At 62.6% G+C, this 21,739-nt stretch carries 19 protein-coding genes; 11 read left to right on the forward strand and 8 right to left on the reverse strand.

The window, feature by feature from the left end:
* Window positions 1–25: 25 nt before the first annotated feature.
* The 4 genes from PVW48_RS12020 to PVW48_RS12035 all read right to left on the reverse strand — a co-directional run bounded on the left by PVW48_RS12020 (window position 26) and on the right by PVW48_RS12035 (window position 4,602).
* Window positions 26–1,030: an ABC transporter permease gene (locus PVW48_RS12020; protein ID WP_012177206.1), complete on the reverse strand. Its 1,005-nt coding sequence runs from the start codon at window positions 1,028–1,030 to the stop codon at window positions 26–28.
* A 13-nt stretch (window positions 1,031–1,043) separates the two neighbouring features.
* Entirely contained in the window at window positions 1,044–2,045 is a 1,002-nt protein-coding gene (locus PVW48_RS12025) for an ABC transporter permease (protein ID WP_274581516.1), read from the reverse strand.
* Window positions 2,042–3,538 carry a sugar ABC transporter ATP-binding protein gene (locus PVW48_RS12030; protein ID WP_274581517.1) on the reverse strand — a complete coding sequence of 499 codons (1,497 nt, stop codon included), beginning with the start codon at window positions 3,536–3,538 and terminating at the stop codon, window positions 2,042–2,044. Before PVW48_RS12030 ends, PVW48_RS12025 begins: the two co-directional genes overlap by 4 nt.
* A 74-nt stretch (window positions 3,539–3,612) precedes the next feature.
* Window positions 3,613–4,602, reverse strand: coding sequence for an autoinducer 2 ABC transporter substrate-binding protein (locus PVW48_RS12035; RefSeq protein ID WP_274581518.1), 990 nt, complete (start codon window positions 4,600–4,602; stop codon window positions 3,613–3,615).
* Window positions 4,603–4,825: 223 nt separating this feature from the next.
* Between PVW48_RS12035 and PVW48_RS12040 the strand changes: the two genes are divergently transcribed.
* The 7 genes from PVW48_RS12040 (at window position 4,826) to PVW48_RS12070 (ending at window position 12,276) form a co-directional block, all read left to right on the forward strand.
* Entirely contained in the window at window positions 4,826–5,800 is a 975-nt protein-coding gene (locus PVW48_RS12040) for a sugar-binding transcriptional regulator (RefSeq protein WP_274581519.1), read from the forward strand.
* 35 nt (window positions 5,801–5,835) lie between these two features.
* Complete coding sequence (locus PVW48_RS12045) at window positions 5,836–6,648, forward strand: sugar phosphate isomerase/epimerase family protein (RefSeq protein ID WP_274581520.1); 813 nt, start codon at window positions 5,836–5,838, stop codon at window positions 6,646–6,648.
* 22 nt (window positions 6,649–6,670) lie between these two features.
* The gene (locus tag PVW48_RS12050; RefSeq protein WP_274581521.1) at window positions 6,671–7,690 is read left to right on the forward strand and encodes a thiamine pyrophosphate-dependent dehydrogenase E1 component subunit alpha; all 1,020 of its coding nucleotides are present in this window, start codon (window positions 6,671–6,673) and stop codon (window positions 7,688–7,690) included.
* Window positions 7,690–8,673, forward strand: coding sequence for an alpha-ketoacid dehydrogenase subunit beta (locus PVW48_RS12055; RefSeq protein WP_012177213.1), 984 nt, complete (start codon window positions 7,690–7,692; stop codon window positions 8,671–8,673). Before PVW48_RS12050 ends, PVW48_RS12055 begins: the two co-directional genes overlap by 1 nt.
* Entirely contained in the window at window positions 8,670–9,896 is a 1,227-nt protein-coding gene (locus PVW48_RS12060; RefSeq protein ID WP_274581522.1) for an acetoin dehydrogenase dihydrolipoyllysine-residue acetyltransferase subunit, read from the forward strand. The genes PVW48_RS12055 and PVW48_RS12060 overlap by 4 nt, the downstream gene beginning before the upstream one ends.
* A gap of 29 nt (window positions 9,897–9,925) precedes the next feature.
* Window positions 9,926–11,419, forward strand: coding sequence for an FGGY-family carbohydrate kinase (locus PVW48_RS12065; protein ID WP_274581523.1), 1,494 nt, complete (start codon window positions 9,926–9,928; stop codon window positions 11,417–11,419).
* 185 nt (window positions 11,420–11,604) lie between these two features.
* Window positions 11,605–12,276 (forward strand): DUF1045 domain-containing protein, encoded by a 672-nt coding sequence (locus PVW48_RS12070; protein ID WP_012177216.1) that lies wholly within the window; start codon window positions 11,605–11,607, stop codon window positions 12,274–12,276.
* Window positions 12,277–12,289: 13 nt separating this feature from the next.
* Here PVW48_RS12070 and PVW48_RS12075 read toward each other — a convergent pair whose 3' ends face one another.
* Entirely contained in the window at window positions 12,290–13,228 is a 939-nt protein-coding gene (locus PVW48_RS12075) for an aldo/keto reductase (protein WP_274581524.1), read from the reverse strand.
* A 77-nt stretch (window positions 13,229–13,305) separates the two neighbouring features.
* Between PVW48_RS12075 and PVW48_RS12080 the strand changes: the two genes are divergently transcribed.
* Together PVW48_RS12080 and hemN are read left to right on the forward strand one after the other, a co-directional pair.
* Window positions 13,306–14,082: an NnrU family protein gene (locus PVW48_RS12080; protein WP_274581525.1), complete on the forward strand. Its 777-nt coding sequence runs from the start codon at window positions 13,306–13,308 to the stop codon at window positions 14,080–14,082.
* A 135-nt stretch (window positions 14,083–14,217) separates the two neighbouring features.
* Window positions 14,218–15,582, forward strand: a complete 1,365-nt coding sequence (gene hemN / locus PVW48_RS12085) for an oxygen-independent coproporphyrinogen III oxidase (protein WP_274581526.1) — start codon at window positions 14,218–14,220, stop codon at window positions 15,580–15,582.
* Window positions 15,583–16,002: 420 nt separating this feature from the next.
* Here hemN and PVW48_RS12090 read toward each other — a convergent pair whose 3' ends face one another.
* Window positions 16,003–17,631, reverse strand: coding sequence for an inorganic phosphate transporter (locus PVW48_RS12090; protein ID WP_012177220.1), 1,629 nt, complete (start codon window positions 17,629–17,631; stop codon window positions 16,003–16,005).
* Between the two features lie 76 nt (window positions 17,632–17,707).
* On the opposite strand from PVW48_RS12090, the gene PVW48_RS12095 reads away from it, so the two are divergent.
* Entirely contained in the window at window positions 17,708–19,558 is a 1,851-nt protein-coding gene (locus tag PVW48_RS12095; protein ID WP_274581527.1) for a Na/Pi cotransporter family protein, read from the forward strand.
* A gap of 46 nt (window positions 19,559–19,604) precedes the next feature.
* On the forward strand, window positions 19,605–19,853 hold the full coding sequence (locus PVW48_RS12100; RefSeq protein ID WP_274581528.1) for a hypothetical protein: 249 nt from the start codon (window positions 19,605–19,607) through the stop codon (window positions 19,851–19,853).
* Window positions 19,854–19,929: 76 nt separating this feature from the next.
* On the opposite strand, the gene PVW48_RS12105 is transcribed toward PVW48_RS12100, so the two are convergent.
* Together PVW48_RS12105 and PVW48_RS12110 are read right to left on the reverse strand one after the other, a co-directional pair.
* On the reverse strand, window positions 19,930–20,670 hold the full coding sequence (locus tag PVW48_RS12105; RefSeq protein ID WP_274581529.1) for an HAD family hydrolase: 741 nt from the start codon (window positions 20,668–20,670) through the stop codon (window positions 19,930–19,932).
* Window positions 20,671–20,679: 9 nt separating this feature from the next.
* Window positions 20,680–21,696, reverse strand: coding sequence for an ABC transporter ATP-binding protein (locus tag PVW48_RS12110; RefSeq protein ID WP_274581530.1), 1,017 nt, complete (start codon window positions 21,694–21,696; stop codon window positions 20,680–20,682).
* Window positions 21,697–21,739: the final 43 nt, after the last annotated feature.

Raw genomic sequence — 21,739 nt, forward strand, 5'->3', positions numbered from 1 at the left:
CCTCCTCCCGCTCTGGACGGATGGTTTATTTTGGTGGCTTCAGGCTACTGCGCAGGGCGGTCACGGCATGGGTGTTGATCACCATGACGAGGATTAGCAGCGCGCCCCAGATCAACTCGCGTGCGAAATTTGACACCCCAAGCATGTTCAGGCCGCTGGACAGGAACTGCATAGACAGCACCGCCAACACCACGCCAATGACGCGACCATAGCCACCATAGGGGTTCACCCCGCCCAGCACGGCGATCAGAACCGCCAGCAGCAGGTAGGAAGACCCGTAATCGGCCTTCGCTGAATTGGCACGGCTCATTATGATGAGCCCGGCAACCGACGCGAACATCCCGGCGATCACGTAGACCTTGAGCAGCATGCGGTTGATGTCGATGGCGGCATAAAGCGCCGCGAGCGGATTGGCCCCGTACATCGTCACGCGCAATCCGAAGGCGGTGCGGGTCAGGACCAGGTGCAGCAGGAACGCCAGAACCGCAAACAGGATGAGAGGGACAGGCACACCCGCCAAGGTCGCGTTTCCGATCAAGGCGACCGTGTCGGGAAAGCCCATGACTGCGCTGCCACCGGTCATCGCAATGGCAAAACCGGTAAACACAAGACCGGATCCCAGGGTGGCGAGAATGGGCGGAAGGCCGAAGAATGCCACCAGCGATCCGTTGATCAAACCGGCAATCGCCCCGATGCACAGCGCTGCGGTGATCGCGATTGCGAGCCAGATCGCGGATTGCGCGGCGGGCATTTCGGCATTCGAAAAATGGGTGAGGATCAGTGCGGCGACAACCGCCGACAGGTTGGCGATGCCCACCACCGAGAGGTCGATCCCGCCGGTCATCATGGCGATGGTCATGGCCAGTGCGAGGATCGCGAACTCGGGAAACTGAAACGCCATCGAGGTCAGGTTCTGAGATGACAGAAAGCGATCCGGCGACAGGACTGACATCAAGCCGAAGACAAAAACCATGATGATCAGCAACCGGAACTCCGGGCTGGCGGTGAAGTCTTTCACAGATGTGTTCATTGGCAGGAAAACCTCATCCAGCTTGTGCCGCCGCCCGCTTGGCACGATAGGCAGGAACGCCCGTTCCGAGCAGGATCAGGATGCCGATCGTGACTGATTGCCATGTGGTCGGGATGCCGATGACGATCAGGCTGTTCTGCACGATCACGATCAACGCGACGCCGAGCATCGTGCCCGTGAGCGTGCCGTACCCGCCGATCAGGCGCGCACCGCCCAGAACCACGGCCGCGATGACCGACAACTCGAGCCCGACCAGGGAGAATGGATCGGCCATGCGCCCCACGGAGCCGTGAATAATCCCGGCCAGACCGGCCAGGGCCCCGACATAGACATAGACGAAAAACTGGGTCCACTTGACGTTAATGCCGATGCGCCTTGCGCTTTCGACCGAGCCGCCGATGGCATAGATCGACCGCCCCAGCATGGTCTTTTTGAGAATGAACCAGGTCAGCACGATCACAAACAGCAGCGCCAGCGCCGCCCAGGGGATCGAATAGAAATTCCCCGCCTCGGTGGTGCCTCTCGCGATCACGCCGCGTGAAAAATCACGCATCGACGGGGGCAGGTCCGAGATCCGCTGTGATCCGATGAAGGTCAGCAGAAAGCCGCGAAAGATCGACAGGGTGCCCAGTGTCACGATCAGCGTGGGAAGACCCAGAAAGGCAATGAAGAATCCGTTGATCGCCCCTAATGCAGCGCCGAACACAACTGAAATCACGAAGATCACGGGCCAGGGTATCTCGGGCCAGATGGTAAGCGACAACACGGTTGACGAGTACATCGCGAACACGGCGATGGCGGTAAAGCTAACGTCGATCCCACCGGACACCAGCACCAGCATCGCGCCGACGGCGAGGATCCCGATTACAATGGAAGCGCGCAGCAGGTCGGAAACGGTGGTGATGGTCAGAAATCGTGGGTCCGAAACGGTCGCGACAATGCAGAACAGCATGATCACACCGGCCACCAGCGTTTCGTTGCGGGTCCAGAAATCCTTGGGGAGCCAACCGGTCATGAGGCAAGCCTGTGGGCAAGGTCGTCTTCGGTAAGCGCCGTGCCTTCGAGGGCGTCGATGATGCGGCCCTCCCGCATCACGAGGACCCGGTGACAGGTGGCCAGAAGCTCGGGCAAGTCGTCCGAGATCACGATAACTCCGATGCCTTCCCGTGCGAGGTCGCGGATGATGTCGTGAATGTCTGCCTTCGAGCCCACATCGACACCAACACTAGGCCCGTTCAGGATGAGCACCCTTGGTGCCCGCGACAACCACCGAGCGAGGGCAACGCGCTGCTGGTTGCCACCAGAGAGGGACTTAACCGGGGCCTCGACATCCGGGGCCTTGACCTTGAGCCGGCGCAGCCAGTCGGAGGCTTCCTTTGCAAGCCCCGCCATGTCGAGAAAACCGCCGCTCGTATGCGCATCGAGCCGCCCGACCGCGACGTTGCGCAGAATGGACTGGCTCAGAAACAAGCCCTCGGTCAGGCGGTCTTCGGGCACATAGCCGATCCGGGCCAGCGACGCGGCCTGCGGATCGCCAAGGGGCACAGGGCTGCCGTCGACCAGGATGCTGCCTGCGTCCGGGGTGACCAGACCGAAGAGTGCCTTGGCAACCGAAGTGCGACCACAGCCCAGAAGCCCTGTGATCCCCAGCACTTCTCCGGTTCTGAGTTCGAAACTGATATCGGAAAAGGAGCCCGCCTTGCCAAGTCCCTGCACCTGCATGAGCGTTTGCGCGCCTGCGGCGACGTCGCTGGGCGGCACCTCGGGTACGTCACGGCCGGTCATATGATAGGTCAGGGATTGGGTGTCGAACTCCGAGGCCGGGCCTTCCGCAACCTTCTTGCCATTGCGCAGAACCACAACCTTTTCGGACACCTCCAGCACTTCTGCCAGCTTGTGGCTGACAAAGATCACCGCGACGCCTTCCTCCTTGAGCATCCGGATGATCCCCTGAAGGCGCCGCACCTCTTTCTCGGTGAGCGCGGTGGTGGGCTCATCCATGATGATCAACTGGGCCTTGGATGCCAACGCGCGGCAGATCGCGACCAGTTGCTTCTGCGCCACCGGCAGTGTTTCGACCCGTGCGTCGAGGTCGATCTGAACGCCGATCCGGTCCAGCGCGGCGCGGGCGATGTCGCGCACCGCGCGGAACTTGAACAGGCGCTGGCGAGTCGAAAGCTGCGTGGTGAATGCGATGTTCTCGGCCACGGTCAGGTTGGGGAACAATGAGAAATCCTGAAAGATCACCATCACGCCCGCCGCCGCTGAAATCCGCGGGTTGAGGGTGACATGCTCTTGGCCAGCAATTCGAACGGTGCCTGCGGTCGCAGGCTCGACGCCCGAGATTATCTTGATCAGGGTCGATTTGCCGGAGCCGTTTTCACCTGCAAGGCAGACCGCCTCGCCGGGTTGCACGGTGAAATCGACCGAGTCGAGCGCCGTCACACCCGCGTAGCGCTTGGTGATCGCACGCAGATCGATGAACGCGGTGTCATGGTCTGAAGACATGAACAACCAACTTGATTTTAGGGCATTCACAAGGATGAGGGCGGCGCATTCGCCGCCCCCTTTCGGTCAGGGGATCAGAACGGGTATTCGCTCATGTTTTCCGCATCGACATTTACCCATGCCTGGCCGTAGATGACCTTGCCATCGAGCGAAACGCTCTCATAGCCCGGCAGTCCAATGTCCATGCCGTCGGTAACTTCCTCGCCGTTCATCACCATCACGGCGAGTTTGTTCATGGCCTCGCCTGCAACCGCAGGATCCCAGAACCCGATACCGTCCACTGCGCCGGTTTCAAGATACTGACCGGCGATGGAGGGCAGGGAGGTGCCGAAAACGCAGGTGGCGTCTTCCATGCCGCGCTCTTCGATGGCGCGCCCGATGCCCGCGACATCCGTAGAAGCAGAGCCTTGCATGCCCTTGATGTTCGGAAACGCGCGCAAAACCTCCTGCGTCTTGGTGTAGGCCTGCTCGGCGTCGTCGAAGGTCTCGTTCTTGTCGCCGACCAGCGTCATGTTCGGATAGTTGGCCTCTTGGTAGGCGATGGCACCATCTACCCACTGGTTGTGGGTCTGGGAGGTCAGCGATCCGACGAAAACTGCGTACTCGCCCTCGCCGCCCATGCAGGTAGCAAGCTGTTCCATCAGGTTCGCCCCGAAGTCTTCGTTGACGAAGGCCTCGAGGTCATAGGTCGTGTTCTGCTGGGCAGCCGCCTCGTGAGTGATGACGGTTATGCCTGCTTCCATCGCGCGGCCCAGGACCGGCTCAAGTGCTTCGGGGGACATCGGCACGACGGCAAGCGCGTCCACGCCCTGGGCGATCATGTCCTCGATCAGCGCGACCTGCTGCTGCGGATCTGCTTGGGCGGGGCCGACCTGAAATGCGTTCATGCCCGTTTCCTCGGCAAACTTCTTGACGCCTTCTTCCATGCGGTTGAACCACTGGATGCCGGCAATCTTGACCACGGTTGCGATATCCTTGGAGTGGCCGTCTGCCACCGCCTGTGTCGCAAAAAGTGCCGACGACGCCATTGCCACGCTGGCCAGAAGTGTGAATTTGGTCTTCATCTGATCCTCCCTGTGCCCGCATTTGCGGGTCCTTGACCGAGGCTGCGGGGGTGCCGTCAGCCCAGGCAAAAAGTCGATTTGAACGTCCGCCTTACCATACACAGCAGCAGTGCTGGACGCCAATTCAACACTTGTGCATTGACTGCACGTTTGTGACTATATAACCACGAAAGCCTCGGTCAAGCCATTTTGCTGCAAGAAGCTGGGAGGCCCCGGACGCGCCATGTTGATGCAGAAACGCCAGGCTGATGATGACATCGCACAGGCGGCTTGGTTGTATTATGTGGGCAATCTGAGCCAACAGGAGGTCAGCAAGCGGCTGGGGGTTTCCCGGTTCAAGGTTCTGCGCATGCTTGCGGATGCGCGCGACCAGGGGCTGGTGCGAATCGCGGTCGAGCATCGCACATCACGGGCCTTGTCGCTGGCCGACAGACTGGTCACAGCCTTCGGGCTGCAAGAGGTGCAGGTGGCGCCGATCGGCGCAGATAGCGGCGACGAAGTCTTGTCGCGCAACGCTGTTGCTATCCTGGCCAGCGGGTACCTTTCCCGCATTGCCGCGTCCGACAGTCAGGCCACCATCGGTTTGGGCTGGGGGCGGACCCTGTCTGCCATGGCGGACAATGTGACCGGCGTTCGCCATCCGGGCCTGACATTCGTGTCGCTTATGGGGTCGGTGACCTATGCCTCGCATACCGCACCGGGCGACGTCTGCGTGCGACTGGCCGCCCAGACCGGCGGTCGCGCGATCCTGATGCCAGCGCCGTTCGTGACCGACAGTGCAGATGCCTGCGCTGGCATCATGTCACAGCGTCTGGTCCGCGAAGCGATGAGTGTCGCCCGCAAGGCCGATCATGCGTTGATGAGCGTCGGAGAATGCCGCGAGGGCGCGATCCTGTTCGACAGCGATATCTTTACCCCGGCGCAGATCCAGCAATTGCGCGATGCCGATGTGGTCGGGGATTGCTGCGGCGTTTTCTACAAGGCCGATGGCTCCGTGGCAGATATCGAACTGAACCGTTGCACGCCATGTGTGCAACCGCAGGACATGGGCGCGATGGACACGGTTCTGCTGGCCGGTGGCGCGGGCAAGCTGACGGCAACGCTGGCGGTGCTGCGGGCCGGCTTCGTGAGGAAACTGCTGATCGATGAGGGGCTCGCCACCAAGTTGGTCACAGCAAGTGAGCATGTGGGGGTGTAATGGAAGGTTTCGGCGTTCATACGAGCATGTGGACCATGACATGGGACCAGGCCGGTTGCGAGAAGGCGGTCGCGAAGGCCAGGGCCTATGGCATGGATTTTCTGGAAATCGCGCTTCTGGACCCGCCAAATGTCGATGCTGAACACAGCCGTTCGGTTCTCGAGGCGGCCGGGATGCGCGCGGTCTGTTCGCTTGGCCTGCCGCAGGAGGTCTGGGCATCGCGCAATCCCGAAGGTGCTGTCGATTTCCTGACTATTGCGCTGGACAAATGCGCGGCCATGGGGGCTGAGGCGTTGTCCGGCGTGGTCTATGGCGGCATCGGGGAGCGATCGGGCAAGCCTCCGACGCGGGCCGAGATGGACAATGTCGCAGATGCCCTGACACGGGCCGCGCGACATGCCAGATCTCTCGGGCTGTTGTTCGGGATCGAGCCGGTCAATCGATACGAGACCCATTTGCTCAACACCGGCTGGCAGGCCGTCGAGATGATCGAGCGCATCGGGGCGGAGAACATGTTCGTCCATCTCGACACCTATCACATGAACATCGAGGAAAAGGGCATCGCGCAAGGCATCATCGATGCGCGTGAGCACCTGCGCTACATCCACCTGTCGGAGTCCGACCGTGGCACGCCCGGGGCCGGTACCATCGCTTGGGACGAGATCTTCAGCGCCCTGCGGGCGGTCGGATTCAAGGGCGGTCTGGCAATGGAGAGCTTCATCAACATGCCCGCGGAGATCGCCGAAGGGCTTTCGGTCTGGCGGCCCGTTGCCTCCGGCGAGGCGGAGGTGATGGAAAACGGCCTGCCCTTTTTGCGCAACAAGGCGTGTCAATACGGTCTCATCTGACCGGACCCGGGAGACTACGAGAATGAAGAACACGACGCTGCCACAGCTTTATGAAGACATGCGCCGGGTGCGGACATTCGAGGAGCGTGTCGGAGAACTGTTTGTGCGCGGCAAATCGGCGGGGTCCATGCTGCACCTGTCGATTGGCGAGGAAAGCGCCGCCGTCGGGGTCTGCGCACATATGCGCGACGGTGATACGTTCACAACCCATCACCGGGGTCACGGAATTTTTCTCGCTCGCGGGGCCGACCCTGACCGCATGATGGCCGAGATCGCGGGCAAGGAAAGCGGCTATTGCCACGGCAAGGGCGGCTCCATGCACATTGCGGATATGGGGCTGGGCCATCTTGGGGCCAATGCCATCGTTGGGGGCGGTATTCCGGCGGTCGTCGGGGCAGGTCTGTCTGCACGGCACAAGAAGAGCGGCGCCATTTCGGTCGCCTTTTTCGGAGATGGCGCAACGGGCCAGGGCATCTTGTACGAAAGCATGAACATGGCCGCGTTGTGGAAGCTGCCGGTGATCTTCGTCTGCATCAACAACCAGTACGGGATGGGGACGCGCATTGATCAGGCCACGGCAAACCCCAACCTGCACGAACGTGCCGCGGCCTTCGGTCTGGCGGCGCGCACGGTCGATGGCCTAGATGTCGAGGATGTGGCCGATGCCGCGGCAGACTTGATTGCGGGCGCCCGTGCGGGTCGACCCGCGTTTCTGTCGATCGATTGCTACCGGTTCTTCGGCCACGCCCGCAAAGACAAGTCGCCCTACCGGGACGAAGCCGAAGAGGCAGAGGGCCGCAAGAAGGACCCGGTGCTTCGAGCACGCGACAAACTGATCTCCGGCGGATTGATGTCGGAGGCCGAGCTCGATGCGCTGGACACGAGGGTGGCCTCCGAAATGGACGGATCCATCGACTTTGCCGTTGCAGGCAACGAACCGCAGATGCAGTCGATGTTCCGTGATGTTTATGCCCCGTCGCAGCCGGAGCCGGAGCCTGTGCGCACCCGTCTCGACCGCATTCTGGCACAGGAGCCGCGGTAATGGCCGTGCAGCAGACAACCTATCGCGACGCTCTGCGCCTCGCGTTGTCCGAAGCCATGACCAAAGACGAAAACGTCATCGTCATGGGCGAGGAGGTCGGGCGCTACGGTGGGGCCTATGGGGTGACCAAGGACCTGATCAAGGAGTTCGGGCCGGAGCGGGTGATCGATACGCCCATTTCCGAGGCAGCCATCGTCGGTGCGGCCGTGGGGGCTGCGATGACTGGTCTGCGCCCGGTCGCCGAACTGATGTATGTGGATTTCATCGGCATGACGATGGATCAGCTTGCCAATCAGGCGGCCAAGATCCGCTACATGTTCGGCGGACAGATCGGTGTCCCGATGGTGCTGCGGACCCAGGGCGGCACGGGGCGATCTGCAGGCGCACAGCATAGTCAAAGCCTCGAAGGGTATATCATGCACACGCCGGGCCTTCGGCTTGCCATGCCTGCCACGGTCGAGGACGCGTATCACCTGCTGCGCCAGTCGTTGCAGCAGCCCGACCCCGTTGTCTTCATCGAACACAAGGGTCTCTACACCATGAAGGGCGCCCTCGACCCCGATGCCGCGCCTGCCGGCTGGGGCGAGGCGACGGTTCTGCGCGAGGGCGACGATCTGGTCATCGTCACCTATTCGCGGCAGGTGCACCATGCCTTGGAGGCTGCCGAAACCTTGGCCGGTGCCCATGGCATCAATGTCACGGTTGTCGATCTGCGCACACTCAACCCGCTTGATTTCGACACGATCCGCCCCCTCGTTGAAGCCGCCGGGCGCGCAATGGTGGTTTCCGAAGGGGTGATGACCTGTGGGGTGGCGGCCGAACTGTCGGCGCGGATCACGGAGGAATGCTTCGATTTCCTCGAAGAACCCGTGGTGCGCGTTGCGGGGGAGGATATTCCGATCTCGGTGTCACCGCTGCTGGAGCAGAATTCGGTGCCAACGCCGGAGTTGATCGTGGACATTGCGCGGAAGATGTTCGCATGAGTTCTCCGGCCAGGTTGACGCTGCCGATGCCGCGACTGGGCGAGACGATGGAAGAAGCGACCATCGCTGACTGGCTGGTCCAGCCCGGACAGAGCTTCAAGCGCGGCGATCCTTTGCTCGAGGTCGAGACCGACAAGACAATGGTGGAATACCCGGCGTTGGGCGATGGCATACTGATGGAAACACTTGTCGGCCCCGGTGACGTGGTTGAAGTCGGCACGCCGATTGCGGTGATTGAAACACGCGATGCGTGGGACAATGTGGAAGAGCCGGACGCCGCTGCATCTTCCCCCGGGGCCTCTCCTTCGGAAGTGGCGGGCACCGCGGCGCAAGCGCCCGTCTCACCTGATGCAGCACGTCTTCGGGCCACGCCATTGGCGCGTCGGATCGCCAGAGAGAACCATATTGCGCTTTCCCAGGTGACCGGCACAGGACGTCGCGGGCGAATAGAAGCGGGCGATGTGCGCGCTATGCTGAAAGAAGGTGCATCGACACCAGCGGTGATCCAGGCAGCGCCCGGGGCGACGGCATCCGTCTATTGCGTGCATGGCTTCGCCGGACTCGGTTCGAACTGGGCCGCCCTGCGGGCCAGCCTGCAACGCGCGGGCATTACATCGAGTGCGCCTGATCTGCCCGGACACGGGCGCAATCGGGTTGACGCCGGAAGTATCGAGGCGCTTGTCGACTGGCTTGCCGCGGACCTTGCAAGCCAACCGGAGCCGGTTCAGCTTGTGGGGCACTCTCTTGGCGCGCATGTCGCGGCCCGGGCTGCACTGCGCGTTCCGTCCCGGGTTGCCCGGCTCACGCTGCTTACTCCGGCAGGGTGCGGGATCGAGATCAACGGTGCCTTTCTGTCCGGCATGGCGGCCGCGCCCAGCGTTGGCGAGTTGGCCCATCTAATGCGGCTCCTGGGTCGGAAAGCGGCAGAGTTGGACAATCACGCCCTGGAGGCCCTGTCTCGGGAGTTGCAGGGAGATCGGCTTTCAGCCTTGGCGGCGGCGGCGGCGCGCGCTGATGTGCAGCGGATCGACACGATCGCTCCGCTGCGCAGCCTGGCAGGCAAGATACCGGTCCGGGCGATCTTCGGGCTCTCCGACCAGATCATTCCGCGCGATCACGCGTTTCACTTGCCGCCTGCCGTGGCCTGTCACATGCTGGAGGCCGGACATATGCCGCACTGGGACGCGACGGAGGAGGTCGCGTCGATTATCGCGGCACCGTGACACGGCGCAGACCGAGGGAGGATAGGAGCGTGGCGTATTTTCTGGCGGCGGACGGGGGAACCGAAAGCCTGCGTGTCCGAATCTACGATATAAACGGCGTGTGTGTCGCCTCTCATGCGGAACCTTACGAGACGACGTTTTCCCCAGGTGCCCGGGCCGAACAGAACCCCGAGGACTGGTGGACCTGCCTGTGCAAGGCATCCCGTGCATCTCTGGGCGAGGCCGACCTTTCAGGGGAGCAGATCGATGCAATGGCCTATGCCACGACCTCTTGCACAGTTGTCGCGCTCGACAAGGCGGGCAAGCCGCTGCGCCCTGCGCTTTTGTGGATGGATGTGCGCGCCGACGAGGAGGCGGAAGCGGTCCTCGCCACGGGCGATGCGCGCCTTCGGCTGAATTCGGACGGGGCCGGACCGGTATCGGCCGAGTGGATGATTCCCAAGGCGCTCTGGATCAAGCGCAATGAGCCGGATGTCTACGATGCTGCCGCGACGATTTGCGAGTATCAGGATTACCTCACGCTTCGGCTGACCGGGGAGCGCTGCGCATCGCTCAACAATGTCGGGTTGCGCTGGCACTATGCCAACCGCGATGGCGGCTGGGCGGAAAGCCTCGTGACCGCACTGGGCATGCCCGATCTGGTCGAGAAATGGCCTGCGCGCGTTGCGGCCCCCGGCGAGGTGGTTGGCAGCCTGACGCCCGATGCCGCCGAGGCGCTGGGCCTGACACCCAAGACCAAGCTTGTGCAAGGAGGAGCGGACGCCCTGATCGGCATGATCGGCCTCGGTGTGTCGCAACCGGGTCAGCTGTGCCTGATCACCGGGTCTTCGCACCTGCAATTCGGAGTGACGGAGAAGCCCTTTCACGCGCCGGGCATGTGGGGGGCCTATGCCGATATCGTCTACCCGGGTCGTCATATCGTCGAAGGCGGCCAGACCTCCACCGGCTCGATCATCAATTGGCTACGTCGCTTCGTGGGTGGCGAGTTCGATATCGACGAGATGAACCGCAAGGCCGCCGCGCTGCCGCCGGGGTCCGAAGGGCTGATCGTGCAGGACCATTTCCAGGGCAACCGGACACCTTACACCGACGCGCGCTCGCGTGGGGCGATCACCGGGCTGACCCTAGCGCATGAGCCGCATCACGTCTTCCGTGCGATCATGGAGGGTATCTCGATGGGCACCCGCGCGATCCTCGATTCCTTCGCCAAGGGCGGATACGAGGGCAGTGAAATGGTTGCGGGCGGTGGGGCGACCAACTCCGACCTTTTCATGCAGATCCATGCGGACACGGCGGGCATCCCGGTGCGTATCCCGGCCTCAACCGACGGGCCGACGCTTGGGTCGGCGATCCTCGCCGCTCATGGCGCGGGATACTTCGCGACCATAGACGAGGGTATCGCGGCGATGGTCAAACCCGGTCGCGTGATAGAGCCGAATCCGAAAGCCGTGCAGGCCTATGAAGAGATCTACGCTCGTTACCTGGCGCTTTATCCGGCCCTCAGCGGAGCACTTGCGCGTTAGCCCGCGTTGCCGGAGCACTTTGGCGCGCAATCAACGACGTCGCGCCGCAGGCAGAAAGTTACCTAACCTGGCCGCGAGGCCACGTGGTCCATACTGGCTAATAGGGACTGGTCCGGGACCTTGGCAAGACCATTGAACTTTCAAAAGTCTTTGTATGCAAGCCCAGGTCCGGAAAGGACGCTTGAATGTCATATCAGCGCTTCGCGATCTATCATGTGCCTCCGCAAGGGGCGCTGTCTGCGTTCGGGGCTGCGTGGTTGGGCTGGGATGTAACGGCGGGGTGCCCCTCGGTGCCCTTGGCAGTGCCGGAACGTGACGCGGTAACCGCAACGGCACACCGCTATGGCTTTCATGCGACCCTGAAGCCCCCCTTCCGGCTCGGGGAAGGTTGCGCATTGGAAGGGCTATCCGAGGCGGTCTCCACGCTTGCCCGACGCCTGTCGCCGGCGCGCTGCGATGGGCTGGCGCTCGGGCGGATGGGGCGGTTTCTGGCGCTGCTGCCCGTGGGGGATGCGACGGGTCTTAACCATCTGGCGGCGGCTTGCGTGACCCAACTCGATGCATTTCGTGCCTCACCCACGGCGGAGGAATTTTCCCGAAGGCGGGGCAGCGGATTGCGTCCGGAGTTGGAGGCCAACCTGACGAACTGGGGCTATCCCTACGTCCTGTCGGCATACCGGTTCCACATGACCCTGACCGACCGTCTCCCTGCGGCAGCATTGCCCGATTGGGAGGTCGTGCTGGCCGATCTTCTTCCGCCTCTGCCCGCTCCGTTCGAGATATCCGGCCTGGCGCTTGTGGGTGAACGTGCGGATGGTCGGTTCGAGGTGATCGATACCTTCCCCCTCGCGGGATGAACTGTCGCCGCGATCAGCTGAGTGCCTCTTCCAGCCGGTCCGTGGCCGGGGGTGGGGTCTGGGACAGGGCGGTGATGCGGGCATAGAGTTCCGGAGGCAGAGCCATGTCGCGTGCGGCAAGCGAGGCGTCCAGTTGCGCCACGTCGCGGGCGCTGATGATCGGTGCTTTCACGCCCGGATGGGCGGCGACCCAGGCCACAGCGAGGGTTGCTGGCGCCGCGCCTATCTCGGCCGCGAGACTGCGCAGCGCCACTGCAGTCTCATGCATCCAGGGCAAGCTGTAGCGCACCTCGTACTTTTCATTCTCGGTCAGACGCCCCGTGCCGCCCTCGGCGTATTTGCCCGTCAAAAGCCCCCCTCCGAGCGGCGAATAGGGCGCGACCGCGATTCCCTCGGACAGGGCCATGGGCAGGATCTCTACCTCGGCCTGTCGTTTGATCAGGGAATACATCGGCTGCAGGATGTCGATGCGCGTGCCGAACTGTTCAGCGACCGCCTGTGCCTTCATCACCTGCCAAGCCGCAAAGTTCGACACGCCAATGTAGCGAAAGCGACCCGCGGATTGCAGATCGGCAAGGGCTTCGAAGGTCTCCTCAAGCGGCGTCTCCGCGTCCCAGCGATGCAGGTAAAGGATGTCGACGGCATCGAGGCCGAGGCGCCTGAGGCTTTCGTCGAAGGTCGCGCGGATATTCGCGCGACCGCTGCCGCCGACATACCCGGCCTTCGTGGCGATCAGCAGATCATCTACCTGGTCCGTGACCATTTCGCCAAGCCAGGTCTCGGATCGACCCTCCGTATAGACATGCGCGGTGTCGAAGAAGTTGATCCCTGCGGCGCGGCAGGCTTCGAACATGGCGGCGCTTGCGGGTTTGTCGGCCGTCCCCCCGAACTGCATGCACCCGAAGCACAGAGACGAGGCGGGCGCGCCGCTGCGGGTTGTGAGTTGGGTCATGGGAGCCTCCTGCGATGTGGTTTCGGCCATAGAGGAGGGGCGGGCAGCGAAGGTCAACTGCCACATCAGAGGCGCTGATGCGCGACATCTATGCCGCTGCCATTTTGCGGCTGGAGGGCTATCGTGCCGCGGGCAGGTTGCTGGTCAGCGCGGCTTGCGGTGCTGCGTTGCAAAAGGGGTGCATGCATATGGGTTGGGTCGAGTTCATCCTCGCCTTCACGGTGTTCTTTCTGTCCCACGGGGTGCCGGTTCGCCCGCCGATGCGGCCCTGGCTCGAAGCGCGGCTCGGGGCGCGCGGCTTCACGCTGGCCTATTCGGCCCTGTCTCTTGGCGTACTGGCCTGGTTGATCGGCGCTGCCGGGCGCGCGCCCTTTGTGCCACTCTGGGACTGGGCCCCCTGGCAGGCGCACCTGGTACTCGCCGCGATGCTGCCTGTCTGCGTGATTATTGCTCTGACACTTGGCCGACCCAACCCGTTCTCCTTCGGTGGCGCGCGCAATGACACCTTCGATCCGGACCGTCCGGGCATCGTCCGGGTGACGCGTCATCCACTTCTTCTAGCACTGGCAATCTGGGCTGGGGCTCACCTGTTTCCGAACGGTGATCTCGCGCATGTGATACTGTTCGGCACCTTTGCGGCCTTCGCTCTGCTGGGTGGACGCCTAGTGGACCGGCGCGCGCGGCGCACGCTTGGCTCTCAATGGAGCCCCTTGTTGCAGAAATCCCGGCAAACGCCGGTTTTCAGGGCCTTTCCTCTGGGTGAAAGCCTGCTCAGGCTCGGCCTTGGGGTCGTGCTTTATCTCATTCTGATCGGGGTGCATCCGTGGCTTTTCGGGGTCAGTCCACTGCCCTGATAATGGTGTGTCGCCAACGGCTGCGGTTTGATGAAGGTCAAGGACGCCTTTGTCGGACCCATGCGAGACATGGAGGATAACGGGGATGGTCGGATCGTGCACGCTTCTTGTCGAAGGGGGCAGGAGCCGACCGGAATGAGGAACAAGACCGTGGATGAAATCGTCGAGAAATATGCGCGCGTGGCGACCCCGCGCTACACCAGCTACCCCACGGCGCCGCATTTCGAGCCCGCGTTTCCCGAGGCGACCTATCGCGGATGGCTGAGCGCGCTTGATGCGTCGGAGCCGATCTCTCTTTATGTCCACATCCCCTTCTGTCGCGAAATGTGCTGGTATTGCGGCTGCAACATGAAACTCGTCAAGCGCGAAGGCCCGCTTGCCGAATATGTCGAGACGCTGCTGAAGGAGATCGCTCTTGTGCGGGCGGCGATGCCGGGGCGCGTACCGGTGGCGCATCTGCATTGGGGCGGTGGGACGCCAACCGCATTGTCGCCGGACCAGATCGCCCGGATCATGGACGCCTTGCGGGTGGCCTTCGACATCCTGCCGGATGCCGAGATCGCCATCGAGAGCGACCCGCGTACCCTGACGGAGCCGATGGTGACGCGGCTGGCAGAACTCGGTTTCAATCGGGCCAGTTTCGGTGTGCAGGAATTCGACCCGAAGGTGCAGCGCGCCATCAACCGTATCCAGCCGCCGGAGATGGTTGCAAAGGCGGTCGGCATGTTCCGGCGGCACGGCATCGCGGCAGTCAATTTCGATCTGATCTACGGGCTCCCGTACCAGAGTGTCGAGACGCTGCTGCACACGGTGGACCTGGTTTCCGAAATGGGCCCGGACCGGATTGCGCTCTTCGGGTACGCCCATGTCCCCTGGGTCGCCAAGGCGCAGCGGATGATCCCGGAGGAGTCCTTGCCGGACGCACGGGCGCGGGCGGCGCAAGCGTCCGCTGCGGCGCGTGCGCTGACCGAGGCCGGATATCGCGCCATCGGCATCGATCATTTTGCCAAGCCCGAAGACGGGCTCGCCCGGGCGCAGGCCGAAGGGCGGCTCTATCGCAATTTCCAAGGCTACACGGACGATCCTGCGGCCACCCTGGTCGGTCTGGGCGCGACCTCTATCGGGCGGACGCCGCAGGGCTATATCCAGAACCAACCTGAGACCCGCGCCTGGGCGCGCGCCATCGAAAACGGTGCGCTACCGGTTGCCAAGGGCCGCGCCTTCGCAGGCGAGGACCTGATGCGTGCCGCGGTGATCGAACGGATCATGTGCGACGGTTACGTGGACCCGGATGCTATTGGTGCGCGCTACGGGGTGCCTGCCGGATGGTGGGGGCCCGAGCGTGATTCACTGCGGGATATGGAGCGGGATGGACTTGTCCAATGCGGCGCGACGGGCCTGCGCGTGACCTCCAAAGGCGCCCCGCTGGCACGGATCGTGGCAGCGGCATTCGATAGCTATTTCGCTGCTTCCAAGGCCCGCCATTCCGTGGCGTTGTAACGCGCGACGACCATGGCGAAGTCACGGTTCACGGCGACAAGACGCCACGGCAATTGTCGCGGGCGCTCAAAACCCGTGACGTGAACGCCGACTGTATCGCTCTGCACCTGAACCGCCCAGTCTGGAGCGTTTGTGTCATGGGGGCTGGTGATGTCGAATTCGGGGAAAAACCTGGCGGCAAGGCTGTGTTAAGTGGTTCGACAGACCGCCAACCTGATAAAGAAAGCGCGCCCGGAAATCAGACCGATCGACCGCGCCGCGCCGGTCGTTCCGGCCCCAACGCCATGCTGCCCGCGTCTTGCGGAGCACTAACGAGGCGTCTTGCAACCACCACGCGCAAACTCTTCACGACGATTAACGTGCGGGCCGCAGCAGCGGCTGCCTTGTCCTGAGTCCGGCGCAACATGCGCATGAAGGCCATCAAGGCAGCATCATGCCCCTGATCATGAAGAAGAACATCGCCGCAAGCAGCGCTGCGATCGGGACCGTGATGATCCAGGCCGCCGCAATCCGCAGCAGCAGGGTGCGCTTGACCAGCTCGACCCGGTGCACATGCCCCAGTCCGCGCCGTTCACGTTTCTTCAGAAGGCGATCAGCAGAGGCCTGGGCCTTCATTTCCCTCAGCATCTCGCCTTTTCCGGCAACGTCGGCGGCCTCGAACTTCGCGAGGAAGGCCTCCACCGCTTCCGGGTCGCTCTCGGCGTGGTGCTCCCTGATCTCGTCGAGCATCCGCGCGTAGCTCGACTTGATGTATTCACGCAGGAATCCCACCCCGAACACCCCGCCCACGGCGATATGGGTGGAGCTGACCGGCAGCCCCAATTGCGAGGCGATGATCACTGTGATCGCGGCCGCCATCGCGATGCAGAAGGCCCGCATCTTGTCCAGTTCGGTGATCTCGCTGCCCACGGTACGGATCAGCTTCGGTCCATAAAGCGCGAGACCCAGGGCGATCCCGATTGCGCCCACCGCCATCACCCAGAGCGGGATGCCCGCACTTGTCGAGACACCGCCCTCGGCAATGGCTTCGGTGATCCCCGCCAGTGGGCCGACCGCGTTGGCCACGTCGTTCGCGCCATGGGCGAAACTCAGCAGCGCCGCCGCGAATATGAGCGGCACGGTGAAAAGCTCGTTGACGCTCGCCTTGCGGTTCTCCATGGCCGCCGTCCGCGCGACGATATGGGGGCGCAGGATGACATAGACCGCCGCTGCCACCGCCAGCCCGATCAGGACCGCCAGCGGCAATGGCACCGCGATGAGTTTCTTGACGCCCTTCAGCATGAGGTAGGTCGCGAAGGCCCACGCCATGCCGGCCACCAGGATTGGAACCATCCGGTTTGCGGCTGCCAGCACGTCGCGTTTGTAGGTAATCGTCCGCTTGATGACATAGAGAAAGCCGGCCGCGACCAGCCCGCCCATCACCGGAGAGATCACCCAACTCGCCGCGATCCGGCCCACCACGGACCAGTCCGCGATACCCCAGCCCGAAGCGGCGATGCCCGCCCCGAGCACGCCGCCGACGATGGAATGGGTGGTAGAAACAGGGGCTCCGATGGCCGTTGCGCAGTTCAGCCAGACCGCCGCCGCCAGCAGGGCCGCCATCATCAGCCAGATGAACGTGTCCCGGTCGCCCACCAGGTCCGGGTCGATGATCCCGCTCTTTATCGTGCCTACGACGTCACCACCGGCGATCAAGGCGCCCCCGGCCTCGAAAAAGGCGGCGATCACGATGGCACCGGTCAGAGTGATCGCGTGGGACCCGACCGCGGGTCCGACATTGTTGGCCACGTCATTCGCGCCGATATTCATGGCCATGTAGCCACCGATCATCGCGGCCGCGACCATCAAGATGCCATCGGTGCCGCCCTCGGTCCGGACGATGGTAAACAACATGATGCCCACGATGAAGATCAGGGCCGTTCCGAAACGGAAAACTTCATCCCGGTTTCGCTGAACGGCTTTTTCGATATGGTCGGTTCGCAGCACGGCGCAGGCCCCCTCTGGCGCAAGATCGGCGGCGCCATATTCCTTGAGGGTGGGGCGGCGCATATGACCCAGGTCAACGCGAGTGCCTCGGGTTAGGATATGTTTCCAGGCTGCAACGCGATGAAGGGAGGCCGCCAGCGTGAAGCGCTTCTACCTGCCGCTCGTGATCGCGGCCCTCGTGGTGACCTTCTGGGTCAGCCCCGACGCCCAGGAAATCGCGGCCGGCGTCGCGATCTTCCTTTTCGGCATGCTGATGCTGGAGGATGGGTTCAAGTCTTTTGGCGGTGGTACGCTAGAACGACTGCTGGAGCGCACGACCGACTCGGTGCCCCGGGCGCTGTCGTTCGGGATCGTGGCCACCACGCTGCTGCAGTCGAGCTCGCTGGTGTCCATCGTCACCATTTCCTTCCTGAGCGCGGGCCTGATCACGCTCGTCGGCGGGGTGGGCATCATTTTCGGGGCCAATATCGGCACCACCACCGGCGCCTGGTTGGTCGCCGGGCTCGGGCTGAAGGTCGATATCGCGGCCTATGCCATGCCGATGATCGCCATAAGCATCGTGCTGGTGTTCCAGAAGTCCAAGGTGGCGCGGGGGATCGGCTACGCGCTTGGGGGGTTGGGGTTCCTTTTTCTTGGCATCCACTACATGAAAGAAGGGTTCGATGCCTTCAAGGATGAGATCGACCTGACGCGTTTTGCGTTGTCCGGGCTGTTGGGGCTTGCGGTCTATTCCCTAATCGGTACCGCCGCCACCGTGGTCATGCAGTCGAGCCACGCAACGATGGTGCTGATCCTGACCGCTCTCGCCGCGGGACAGATCAGCTACGATAACGCGCTGGCCCTGGCAATCGGTGCGAACATCGGCACCACGATCACCGCGATGATCGGCGCGATCGGTGCGAACTACCAAGGCAAGCGCCTCGCGCTGGCCCATCTGATCTTTAACCTGGTCACCGCTGGTGTGGCGCTCGTGCTCATCGACCCTCTGCGCCAGAGCGTTGACTGGATCAGTGACCTTGTGGGTATCGCCGCCACGGATTTCACCATGAAGCTGGCGGTGTTTCACACGATATTCAACGTGCTCGGCGTGGTGCTGATGCTGCCTTTCCTGTCGCGGCTCATCGCCTTTCTCGAACGCCGCATCGTCGAGCCGGTGCCCGATATCAGCCTCCCGCGCTACCTGAACGAGGCGGTGGATGAGTTTCCCCAAACGCTGGAGGTCGCCCTGCGCAAGGAGGTTTTGCACCTCTATGACAATGCCGCCGAGTTGATCCTGCATGGACTGAACCTGCATCGCGACGAGGTATACGCCGCCGAGGATGTGGGCGCTTTGGTTCGCAAGTGCCGCAAACCTCTCGATCTCGATCTGACGGAGGGCTATGATCGCCGGGTGAAAACGCTCTATTCGGGGATTGTCGAGTACACCACCCGTGCCGGAGACAAGCGAACGCCCCCGGATATCGCCGAGCGCATCTATGCCCTGCGCGACGTGTCTGCCGAGATCGTGCGCGCGGTGAAAGCGGTCAAGCACCTGCGCAAGAACGTCCTGCGCTACACAGTCCGCCCCCAGGGGGCGACGACAGAACTCTATGACGAGTTGCGCACGCAGATCGCCCGGATCGCGGTGGAAATCCGCAAACTCGACCGCGCCGCGCCGGAGGATCGCAGCACACTCTGGCTCGAACAGGAGCGCGCCCGGATCGAAGAGGATGCGCTGTCCACGTCGCGGCGCGTCGATGCGCTGATCCGAAAGGGCGTGCTCACGCCGGCGGCTGCCACCTCTTTCATGAACGATTCCGGATATGCCTTCAGCGCAATGCGCGCGATGATCGAAGCTGCGCGCAGCTATTATGTGGAACGCGATCGTGCTGTCGCCGAAGTCGAAAGTTTGCTGTCGCTCGACGAAGATGAGTTGGCTGAGGCGATGACCACGCCCCGCGAGGTCCCAATCGCGTCACGCGCAGACGACCGTGTCACGGAGCAGTCATGAACTTCGTGCAGGATAAGACCGAGTGGCGAAGAGAGGGGCAAACAGGATGGGGCTGAAAAAACTCGCCGACAAGGTAACCGACTATAACGCCCGCCTCGACAGTGGAAAGGCCAGCAGGATCACGCCCAGCCATGTGGAAAAGGTCCTGCGAAAGCTCCGCGTGAAATCCAACGAGCTGGAAGCCGAGATCGCGGCCGCCAGCTCGGCCAAGAAAAAGGCCCGGCTGGAAAGTAAGCTCGGGATCGCGCGGACCCATATCGCACGCGCGGAATGGTTGCTGAAGGAACTGGGCTAGGCGTTTTTGGCTGTTGTGCTGCGGTAAGCGGAGCGCCGAACTCGCCATCTGGCCAGTTGTCCTGATCGCCTGGCAGTCAGTTCTGCTGCGTGCGCTTGGGTGCCAGGCGCGCCGCGATGTCTTGATGGGAGGCGAGGATCATATCCGCGCCGTTCTCCAGTAACGTTTTCCCGTGTTGCTCGACGATGCCTTGCAGGTGTGCGCCACCGAGAAAGCCGACCCCGCGCATGCCAGCGGCCTTGGCTGCGCGAATCCCGTAGAGAGAGTCCTCGATGACCAGGCACCTGGACGGACTTACGTCCAGAGCTTCGGCCGCCATGAGAAACAGGTCCGGCGCCGGTTTGCCGCGCGAGACTTGTTCTGAACTGAAGACGTGATCGAAGCAATCCGACATGCTCATGGCAGACAGGGCGACATTGATCCTTTCGAACGTGCCGCTGGACGCGATGCAGAACCGCGTGGCGGTCTCGGCGAGTTCGAACAGTAGCTTCTCAAGATGCGGCAGCGGCTTCAGTTCCGCGCGGAACCTGCTGTAAAGCTCTGCCTGCCAGGCATTACCAAAGTCCGCTGGGGCCTGCGATGAGCTGTGTTGATCCACATAGGTCGAAATCGTCTTGAGCGATTTTCCCAGGAACTTCTGGCGGATCTCTTCAATCGTGAGGTCCATCCCGAAGGCCTTTAGCGACGCTTGTAGAGTGGCAAGGGAGATAACCTCGCTGTCAGCGATCACTCCGTCGAAGTCGAAGATGACCAGATCCACATCGCCAAACAGGTCCGTGCAGGTCTGCGGTGGGCGGAGCTTTCGCGGGGTATTCATGGCGCGCTGTTAAATGGCTCTGCCCGCCTCGTCAAACTGGTGCAACCTGTGTCGCGAGAAGCGCAAACTGACAGCTGCACCAACCTCTGTTTCATCGTCGCCATCAACGCGGGCGACAATCTGGCCGCCACCTTTCAAACCGAGGTAAAGCAGGCTCTCGCCTCCGAGGCGCTCCTTGACATGCACCGTGGCGGCGATGTGACCATCGCCGTCTGGAACGATCTCGATATGTTCGGGACGGCAGCCCACAAAGGCCGCCGATGCATCGAGAGAAATGTCCTGTAATCCCACATCGGAAGAGAAGACATTCATCGCTGGCGAGCCGATAAACTCCGCGACGAATCGAGAATTTGGCTTGTGGTAGAGGTCCATGGGGGAACCGACCTGTTCAATGCGGCCGCGGTTCAAGACCACGATCTTGTCGGCCATGGTCATGGCTTCGACCTGGTCGTGTGTGACGTAGATCATGGTCGCGCCCAACTGCTTGTGGAGTCCTTCAAGCTCCACCCGCATCTGCACCCTCAGCTTAGCATCTAGGTTCGAAAGAGGCTCATCGAACAAGAAAACGCTGGGGTTCTTCACGATCGCGCGCCCAATCGCAACCCGCTGGCGCTGCCCCCCCGACAACTGACCGGGCTTGCGGTCGAGATAATCTTCAAGTTGCAACACACGCGCGGCCTCCGCGATGCGTTCCTTGCGCAGGTCCGGTTCGAACCCGTTGACCTTCATCCCGAATTCCATGTTCTCTCGCACGGTCATGTGCGGATAGAGCGCGTAGGACTGGAATACCATCGCAAGGTCGCGATCGGCAGGCTCGACCGTCGTGACATCGCGCCCACCAATTTCTATACGGCCGGAGCTGACGCCTTCCAGTCCCGCCAGCGTGCGCAGCAACGTGGACTTGCCGCAGCCAGACGGGCCGACAAAGACGACGAACTCACCGTCCTCTATGTCTAGGTCGATGTCGAAAAGCGCCTGGGTCGTCCCGTAGAACTTGTTGATTTTGTCGATCTTGATGCCTGCCACGGCGCGAACCTCCTGCTCCCCGGGCCATCAGAAGCCCGCCACC

Origin of the sequence: Dinoroseobacter sp. PD6, from assembly GCF_028807315.1 — a bacterium.
GTDB classification, from domain to species: Bacteria; Pseudomonadota; Alphaproteobacteria; order Rhodobacterales; family Rhodobacteraceae; genus Dinoroseobacter; species Dinoroseobacter shibae.